At 57.0% G+C, this 6,826-nt stretch carries 9 protein-coding genes; 7 read left to right on the plus strand and 2 right to left on the minus strand.

What is annotated here, in order from left to right:
* The first annotated feature begins 171 nt into the window (after window positions 1-171).
* The 6 genes from F0155_RS17270 to F0155_RS17295 all read left to right on the plus strand — a co-directional run bounded on the left by F0155_RS17270 (window position 172) and on the right by F0155_RS17295 (window position 4,036).
* Complete coding sequence (locus tag F0155_RS17270; RefSeq protein WP_150525796.1) at window positions 172-624, plus strand: DNA polymerase III subunit chi; 453 nt, start codon at window positions 172-174, stop codon at window positions 622-624.
* A complete protein-coding gene (locus F0155_RS17275; protein WP_208999336.1) occupies window positions 621-1,331 on the plus strand; it encodes a class I SAM-dependent methyltransferase in 711 nt (236 codons plus the stop codon). The genes F0155_RS17270 and F0155_RS17275 overlap by 4 nt, the downstream gene beginning before the upstream one ends.
* 176 nt (window positions 1,332-1,507) lie before the next feature.
* Window positions 1,508-1,942: a peptidoglycan-binding protein LysM gene (gene lysM, locus F0155_RS17280; RefSeq protein ID WP_150525798.1), complete on the plus strand. Its 435-nt coding sequence runs from the start codon at window positions 1,508-1,510 to the stop codon at window positions 1,940-1,942.
* Between the two features lie 34 nt (window positions 1,943-1,976).
* Window positions 1,977-2,375, plus strand: coding sequence for a rhodanese-like domain-containing protein (locus tag F0155_RS17285; RefSeq protein ID WP_150525799.1), 399 nt, complete (start codon window positions 1,977-1,979; stop codon window positions 2,373-2,375).
* 85 nt (window positions 2,376-2,460) lie between these two features.
* Window positions 2,461-2,883, plus strand: a complete 423-nt coding sequence (locus F0155_RS17290) for a hypothetical protein (RefSeq protein ID WP_150525800.1) — start codon at window positions 2,461-2,463, stop codon at window positions 2,881-2,883.
* Window positions 2,884-3,010: 127 nt separating this feature from the next.
* Window positions 3,011-4,036: a 2-hydroxyacid dehydrogenase gene (locus F0155_RS17295; protein ID WP_150525801.1), complete on the plus strand. Its 1,026-nt coding sequence runs from the start codon at window positions 3,011-3,013 to the stop codon at window positions 4,034-4,036.
* Here F0155_RS17295 and F0155_RS17300 read toward each other — a convergent pair.
* Window positions 4,033-4,293 carry a TfoX/Sxy family protein gene (locus F0155_RS17300; protein ID WP_150525802.1) on the minus strand — a complete coding sequence of 87 codons (261 nt, stop codon included), beginning with the start codon at window positions 4,291-4,293 and terminating at the stop codon, window positions 4,033-4,035. The two genes, F0155_RS17295 and F0155_RS17300, sit on opposite strands and share 4 nt — an antisense overlap.
* Window positions 4,294-4,327: 34 nt before the next feature.
* Entirely contained in the window at window positions 4,328-6,205 is a 1,878-nt protein-coding gene (locus F0155_RS17305; RefSeq protein WP_150525803.1) for an ABC-F family ATP-binding cassette domain-containing protein, read from the minus strand.
* Between the two features lie 317 nt (window positions 6,206-6,522).
* Between F0155_RS17305 and F0155_RS17310 the strand changes: the two genes are divergently transcribed.
* Window positions 6,523-6,822: a transposase gene (locus F0155_RS17310; RefSeq protein ID WP_150525804.1), complete on the plus strand. Its 300-nt coding sequence runs from the start codon at window positions 6,523-6,525 to the stop codon at window positions 6,820-6,822.
* Window positions 6,823-6,826 lie beyond the last annotated feature (4 nt).

Below are 6,826 nucleotides of genomic sequence, written 5' to 3' on the forward strand. Positions count from 1 at the left end.
AAGACCGTCCCCGACAAAAATCTTTAGTCGTTCGACATTTGCGAAGCGTTAATGATACGACTGAAGCTGGAAGTCCATGGAGTGAATAGCCTGTGAATTATTCTAAGCACGGGTGTTGCTGCGCTGCATCACAAAACGCCAGGTAGCTGATAGGGGCAAATTGCAACGCTCATGAGTGTCGACGTCGTTTTCTATCACCTTCTTCACAAGCCCCTCGAAGAGGCGCTGCCGCAGCTTCTCGCAAAGTGTCTGGAGCGGGACTGGGGTGTTGTGGTTCAGACCGGATCGCAGGAGCGGTGTGCCGCGTTGGACGCGCATTTGTGGACGTATTCCGACGACAGCTTTCTCCCGCATGGAACCAAGGCGGACGGAGACGCAGAGCATCAGCCGATCTATCTGACCTGCGAGGGGGACAATCCCAATCAGGCGGATGTGCGCTTCATGGTCGACCGCGCGGTGGCACCTCCGCTGCATGGCTATACACGGGCGATCTTCATGTTTGACGGGCGGGACGAGGAAGCCGTTGCCGAAGCCCGGCAGAACTGGAAGCTGGCCAAGGCGGAAGGCTTCAGCGTAACCTACTGGCAACAGACACCCAATGGAGGATGGGAGCAGAAGGCATGAGTGGGGGGACGGTTCACGAGGATGTCGATTTCATGGAGCGCCGCAATCAGGCGCGCCAGAAACTGGACGACCTGACCGGGGCAAAGGGCGGGGATGCCGAGGATCGCCAGACCTGGTTCAATGAGGTTTATGTGCGGGCCGGAGGGGACCCCGCGGCGATTCCCTGGGCGGACCTGGCGCCGAAGGCGGCTCTGGTTGGCTGGTTGAAGAAACATCCTGGCACCGGCAAGAAGGCCATCGATATAGCCTGCGGGCTTGGCGACAATGCGGAAGCTCTTGCAGAGGCTGGCTATTCAACAACCGCCTTCGACCTGTCAGCGGAAGCTGTGGAATGGGCGCGGCGGCGCTTTCCCAAGACGCTTGTTTCCTACAAGGCTGCGGACCTGTTCGACCTGCCTCAGGAGTGGACGGGCGCATTTGATCTCGTTCACGAAAGCTATACGGTTCAGGCTCTGGACGGAGAGTTGCGGGATGCAGCTTTCGGCGCCATTGCCAGCCTCATCGCGCCGGGTGGGCGACTGCTCTTCCTCAATCGGGTTCGCGAGGATGGGACCAGCGCTAACGGCCCACCCTGGCCGGTGATGCCATCAGAATGGGCGGCGTTTGAGGAATTGGGACTAACGCTTGAAACCGAAAGCTATTTTGCGATCGAGCGGCCCGGGCGACGAATTCCGCATGTTCTTGCTGTCTTTCGCCGCGGTGCGTGAAGGCTGTTGTTGAACCTCACAAATCGATTCACGTTTATGGCTGCAGCAGTTTGAAAACCATGCGGCAGATTCCGGATTCGACCTTGCAATCTCGCTAAAACTGCGAATACGTGTGCTAAGGCCCGAACGGGTCTCGCGGCGGGGATAAACGCGAGTTTGCAAAAGGATCAAGAGTTATGGGTTTCTTCGATTTCGTGAAGGATGCGGGAAAGAGCCTCTGGGGCAGCGACGATGCGCCGGAAGACAATGCCAAGGCCATTGAAAAGGAAGTGGCTGACCTCGGCCTCGATGGCGAGGTGAAGGTTGAAGTCAACGGCGACACGGTCAAGATCGCGGGTGCCGCTCCGTCTCAGGAAGCGCGCGAAAAGCTGATTCTCGCTGCCGGCAACCTGAAGGGTGTTGCCAAGGTGGAAGAGGAAATCGCTGTCGCAGCCGAAGAGCCGGAAGCAAAGTTCCATACGGTTGAAAAGGGTGACACGCTGTGGGCGGTTGCCGAAAAGGCGTATGGCAACGGCTCCAAGTATCAGGCAATCTTTGAAGCCAACAAGCCGATGCTGTCCCATCCGGACAAGATCTATCCGGGTCAGGTGCTGCGTATTCCGGCTCTCTGATCACCACGACAAAAGGCCGAGGAGACATTCAAGAATGGCAACCAGACTGAAAGTCTCCTCTGCCGATCTGGTGGCGCAGGCCCGCGCCGCCATTGAAGAAATCCCGACACAAGACGCCATCGCGCTTGTTGAAGATCCGAACGTCCAGTTCGTTGATCTGCGCGATATCCGTGAGCGCCAACGCTCCGGCTTCATTCCCGGCAGTTTTCATTGCCCACGCGGCATGGCCGAATTCTGGGTCGATCCAGAAAGCCCGTATTTCAAGGACATTTTCGGCGAAGACAAACGCTTCATCTTCCACTGCGCCTCCGGCTGGCGCTCCGCCATCACCGTGAAGACCCTCAACGACATGGGCTTCGCCGCCGCCCACCTGAAAGACGGTTTTGTCGATTGGGCAAAGCAGGGCGGGCCGGTGGAAAAGGTGGATGACTAGTCAGATCACATGTCGTGATCGTCAAGTGTATTGTTTCTTGGCTTTTCAATTTCCGATCATACGAATTAGTGAAAGAGTTTAACGAATGAACGGAAACGCGGTTTGGTTGTTCTTCGCTGTTCCTGAGTGGTATTTTGAAGCGGCTTTTTCTCCGTTTAGCGCTGGAGCATTAAGTCAAATACCGCTTTTTGGTGTTATATCACTTATGATTGGTTTAGTTTCAGGTGCTGTTTTGAAGAGGAAAGCTCTATTTTTTCTTGCAATTTTGCCGCTGTTGAGCCAATTACTTCTAATAGTGGCTGGTGTTTACCGGGGGCAGCTGAAGGATGGGAGCGATCAGCCGATCTTATTGGCCTTTATAGTTATTCAAATATTGGTGGCGGTGCTCCTGATTTATAGGCTTAGGGGAGCCAGGCTTCCGGCTTTCGCGCTGTCCGTTTTTAGTATTACCTATGCATTCTTTGCTGCTTTTGTGGCTACAATGTCCTTTCAGGATGTTTGGCTGTAAATTGACGCATGACAAATCGGCACAGGGCGGGCCGGTGGAAAAGGTGAATGAAGCAGGGTAGATACAACCGGCAGTTCGCGTTTGCGCACGGACGCTGTTGATTTGTCTCTTTCCGGATATCTGCCCGATGCCCAAAACGCCTTTTCGTGTCGATGTTTTCAGCACCAAGCCTTACGACACCCGCTACCTGCAACAGACCGTTTTGCAGAAGAACGTCGGAGACCAGTTTGATCTGCGCTTTCACGAAAGCCGTTTGAATGCACAAACGGTGGCTCTGGCAAGCGGGGCAGATGCAGTGTGCGTGTTCGTCAATGATGACGTTTGTGCGGAGACGATTGAGGTGTTGGCGGCAGGAAGCTGCAAGCTGATCGCGCTGCGCTGCGCCGGATTCAACAATGTGGACCTGAAAGCAGCTGATGCCAATGGTATCACTGTCTGCCGGGTGCCGGCCTATTCGCCTCATGCGGTGGCCGAGCACACGGTCGCCTTGATGCTGACGTTGAACCGAAAGACCCACAAGGCCTATAACCGGGTGCGGGAAGGCAACTTTGCCCTCGACGGCCTGATGGGCTTTGACATGCACGGCAAGACGGCAGGCATTGTCGGGACTGGTCTGATTGGCGAGGGTCTCGCCCGTATCCTGCTCGGGTTCGGCTGCAAGGTTCTGGCATTTGACCCGACACCCAATGACGCCTGTGTCGCCATGGGGGTTGACTATGTCGGCTTGAATGATCTTTTCGCAGCTTCAGACATCCTTTCTCTGCAATGCCCGCTGACACCGCAAACCCATCATCTGATTGATGACAAGGTCGTTTCGCAGATGAAGCGGGGAGTGATGCTGATCAACACGTCACGTGGGGCGGTCGTTGATACGCAGGCCGTTTTGCGCGGGCTGAAAAGTGGTCACATCGGATCGCTTGGTCTGGATGTCTATGAAGAAGAAAGCAGTCTGTTCTTCGAGGACCTCTCCAGTTCCTACATTCCCGACGATCTCTTTGCCCGGTTGCTGACCTTTCCGAATGTCATCATCACCAGCCATCAGGGCTTCTTCACCGAAGAAGCGCTCTCGACCATCGCCGAAACCACGATAGGTAACATTCAATCCTACAGGGAGAGTGGGGTCCCGACGTTTCCGGTAACCTCGAGCGGTTAAGCCCGAGTTCCATAGGCCGCCTTCAGCTGGGTTTTTTCTTCAGGCGTTATGTCGCGCCAGTCCCGGTCGATCAACGCTCCGTGCAGTGCATAGAGCGCGACCAACGTCACGTTTGAGCCAAAGCGGAACTTCAGGCGGGCAAAGGCCTCGACGGCTCCGATGTTTCGAAGATCCTCTTCGGTGAGGATATCCACCTCGGCAAGCATCTGCGCGGTTGCCTTGCCGAGGTTCCTCATTTCCTGGATGCTTCCAGTCATGGTTCAGGTAGCTGCCGCAGCGTTGTGAATCGGTTCAGCTGGCTTCTTCAAATTCTGCCGAAAGTTCAAGCCATTCTTCTTCCGTCTTGATCAGCTTCTTCTCGCAGAAGGCACGTTCCTTGGCGAATTTGGTAGCGCGGTCCGGGTCGGTCTGGAAAAAGGCGGGATCGGCGAGGGCTTCGTCCAGCTTTTCGATCTTTTCCTGCAGACGAGCCATTTCCTTTTCGGCTGCCCTGATCTTCTCTTGAAGTGGTTTCAGCTGAATGCGTTTTTGAGCGGCTTCCTTGCGCTTTTCCTGCGCATTTTCCCTTTGGGCGTCCTCTGCTGGGTCTGATTTCCGTTGCGCATCAGGCCCTTGCAGGATCAGGCGCTTGTAGTCCTCCATGTCGCCGTCATAGGGTGCAACACCGCCATTTGAGACCAGCCAGAGCCGGTCAGCGCAGGCCTCGACCAGATGCCGGTCGTGGCTGATCAGGACAACAGCGCCTTCAAACTCGTTCAGCGCAAGAACCAGCGCTTCGCGGGCGTCAATGTCGAGGTGGTTGGTCGGCTCATCAAGAATGAGCAGATGCGGGGCGTGGAACGTTGCCAGCCCCAGCAGGAGCCTCGCCTTTTCTCCACCGGACAGGTCTTTTGCGGGGGTATCCATCCGGTCTGTCGGCAGGCCAAAGCGGGCCACACGGGCGCGCACCTTGGCTTCTGGGGCATCGGGCATCAAAAGGCGGACATGATCGACGGCGTTTTCCGTCGGACGCAGCTCGTCCAGCTGGTGTTGTGCGAAGAAGGCGATCTTCAGCTTCGACGATTTCGCCATTTCGCCGCCCATGGCGGGCAGGCGATCGGAAATCAGCTTGGCGAAGGTTGACTTGCCGTTGCCGTTCGCGCCGAGCAGGGCGATGCGATCATCGGTGTCGATGTTCAGCGTGATGTTCTTCAGGATCGGCTTGCCGTCATACCCGGTGGAGACCTTGTCCATCTTGATGATCGGCGGGGACAGGCGACCTTCCGGGTTGGGGAAGTGGATGGGGCGGCTCGATTCTTCCGTCAGCGCGGCAATCGGCTCCATCTTCTCCAGCATTTTCAGGCGCGACTGGGCTTGGCGGGCCTTGGTGGCCTTGGCACGGAAGCGGTCGACAAAGGCCTGCATGTGCTTTCGTTGCGCGTCCTGCTTTTCCTTCGCCTTGGCCTGCAGGATCATCGCCTCGCGCCGCTGGCGGTCAAAGCTGTCATAGCCGCCGGAATAATAGGTCAGCTTGCCGCCTTCCAGATGCACGATACTGTCCACGGCCTTGTTCAGAAGGTCGCGGTCGTGGGAGATCAGCAGCACCTGATGCGGATAGCGGGCGAGGTAATTCTCCAGCCAGAGCGTGCCTTCCAGATCGAGATAGTTGGTCGGCTCGTCGAGGAGCAGAAGGTCCGGCTCTGCAAAGAGAACGGCCGCGAGCGCGACACGCATGCGCCATCCACCGGAAAAGGCGGAGCAGGGGCGCTTCTGGGCTTCGGCATCAAAGCCAAGGCCGGACAGGATCGCGCCTGCGCGGGCTTCTGCCGAATGGGCATCAATATCGGCAAGGCGCATGTGAATGTCGGCAATGCGGTGCGGATCGGTTTCTGTCTCGGCCTCGGCCAAAAGCTGCGCGCGTTCTGTATCTGCGGCCAGCACCGTATCGATCAGGCTGATCTCGTTGCCCGGTGCTTCCTGCGCCACCTGTCCAAGCCGCGCGCGCTTGGGGATCTGGACGGAACCCGATTCCGATGAAAGCTCCCCGGTGATCAGTTTGAACAGGGTCGACTTGCCCGCGCCGTTTCGGCCCACAAGGCCGGTCTTGGCCTTGCCGGGCAGGGTGACGCTGGCATTGTCGATGAGAAGACGGCCGCCAATGCGATAGGTGAGATCAGATACTTGCAACATGGCCGGATGTTTGGCGGAAGCTTGAGCCGGATGCAAGCAGAAGAGATGTCAAAACCCGTGTCGGATCACCGTTTTTGATCCGGTGCGGCGTGGAGGTGACATTTTCCGATTGTCCTCGGACGACTTGCCCGGCCGTAATCGCAGTGAGCCATGGAAAGTGGCCTCATCCTCGGAGTGTCATCCCCGACTTGATCGGGGATCCATTGAAACCGAGATGACAAACTTTGGCACGAAGACTGCCCGCTCTCGGAATGACCTGACCTTGCCCCGAGATCCCGGACCAGGGGTTAAATTAACCTTTGGAACGGGAGATGCTTATGACGAAGCAAACGAGACGACGGTTCACCCCAGAGTACAAGGAGCAAGCGGTGGCCCGTTTATCCGAGGACGGGGTCACATATGCCAGCCTTGCGTGTGAGCTTGGGGTGACGAGCGGTCAGCTGAAGAGCTGGCACCTTGACCTGTTGGCAGCCGGCTCGGCTGCGGCTCTGGCTCAAAGCAAGGCTGAGGCAGCTGAGCTGGCGCAACTGCGTCGTGACAACAAGCGGCTGAAGGAAGAAAATGAGGTGATGCGCAAAGCATCTGCTTTTTTCGCACAATGGGCGGCGAAGACATGATTGC

The sequence above is a fragment of the Roseibium sediminis genome (assembly GCF_008711325.1).
Taxonomy (GTDB): Bacteria; Pseudomonadota; Alphaproteobacteria; order Rhizobiales; family Stappiaceae; genus Roseibium; species Roseibium sediminis.

Excerpts from the sequence above, each read along its gene's own strand:
- F0155_RS17270 (WP_150525796.1), top strand. The coding sequence starts at position 172 with ATGAGTGTCGACGTCGTTTTCTATCACCTTCTTCACAAGCCCCTCGAA.
- F0155_RS17275 (WP_208999336.1), top strand. The coding sequence starts at position 621 with ATGAGTGGGGGGACGGTTCACGAGGATGTCGATTTCATGGAGCGCCGC.
- lysM (WP_150525798.1), top strand. The coding sequence starts at position 1,508 with ATGGGTTTCTTCGATTTCGTGAAGGATGCGGGAAAGAGCCTCTGGGGC.
- F0155_RS17285 (WP_150525799.1), top strand. The coding sequence starts at position 1,977 with ATGGCAACCAGACTGAAAGTCTCCTCTGCCGATCTGGTGGCGCAGGCC.
- F0155_RS17290 (WP_150525800.1), top strand. The coding sequence starts at position 2,461 with ATGAACGGAAACGCGGTTTGGTTGTTCTTCGCTGTTCCTGAGTGGTAT.
- F0155_RS17295 (WP_150525801.1), top strand. The coding sequence starts at position 3,011 with ATGCCCAAAACGCCTTTTCGTGTCGATGTTTTCAGCACCAAGCCTTAC.
- F0155_RS17300 (WP_150525802.1), bottom strand. The coding sequence starts at position 4,293 with ATGACTGGAAGCATCCAGGAAATGAGGAACCTCGGCAAGGCAACCGCG.
- F0155_RS17305 (WP_150525803.1), bottom strand. The coding sequence starts at position 6,205 with ATGTTGCAAGTATCTGATCTCACCTATCGCATTGGCGGCCGTCTTCTC.
- F0155_RS17310 (WP_150525804.1), top strand. The coding sequence starts at position 6,523 with ATGACGAAGCAAACGAGACGACGGTTCACCCCAGAGTACAAGGAGCAA.